The 727-nt window shown below is 66.0% G+C and carries 1 protein-coding gene and 1 pseudogene; both read left to right on the plus strand.

The window, feature by feature from the left end:
* Positions 1–336: pseudogene (locus MOV61_RS30110) on the plus strand (metal-dependent hydrolase); the annotation flags it as partial.
* A partial coding sequence (locus tag MOV61_RS30115) for an ATP-binding cassette domain-containing protein (RefSeq protein ID WP_247139203.1) occupies positions 333–727 on the plus strand: 395 nt, incomplete at its 3' end. The pseudogene MOV61_RS30110 and the gene MOV61_RS30115, both read left to right, overlap by 4 nt.

Here is a 727-nt window from a genome sequence, read left to right on the forward strand (position 1 = left end):
GCCTATCGCGACCGGCCGGCCGGCGATCTGGCGCTCGGCCAGATCCGCATCCTGGAGATCGCCCGCGCCCTGTCCGCCGATCCGGCCGTACTACTACTCGACGAACCCGCGGCCGGCCTGCGCCACGGCGAAAAACAGGAGCTCGCCAACCTCTTGAAGAAGCTGCGCGAGGAGGGCGTCAGCGTGCTCCTCGTCGAACACGACATGGGCTTCGTCATGGGTCTGGTCGACCATCTCGTGGTGCTCGATTTCGGTACCCTGATCGCCGAAGGCAAGCCGGCCGACGTGCGCAAACATCCGGCGGTCGTCGCCGCCTATCTCGGAGGCGTCGCATGAACGGAAACCTGCTCGAACTCTCCGACATCCACGTCTCCTACGGCCGCGCCGAGGTGCTGCACGGCATATCGATGAGCATGAAGCCTGGGAGCATCGTCACCGTGATCGGCGCAAACGGCGCCGGTAAATCGACGCTGCTAAACGCCATCATGGGCATCGTTCCCTCTTCCGGCACGATCATCTACGACGGTGCACCCGTGCCGCGCTCGGTCGAGGGCCGCGTCGCCGCCGGCCTCTGCCTCGTGCCGGAAAAGCGCGAACTGTTCTCCACCATGTCGGTCGAGGACAATGTCGAGCTTGGCGGCTTCCTGCGCAGCGCCACTGAGCGCGCCGAGACGCGCGAGGACGTCTATACGCGTTTCCCGCGCCTGGCCGAACGCCGCAAGCAGCT

The organism is Neorhizobium sp. BETTINA12A, from assembly GCF_023006485.1.
Taxonomy (GTDB): domain Bacteria; phylum Pseudomonadota; class Alphaproteobacteria; order Rhizobiales; family Rhizobiaceae; genus Neorhizobium.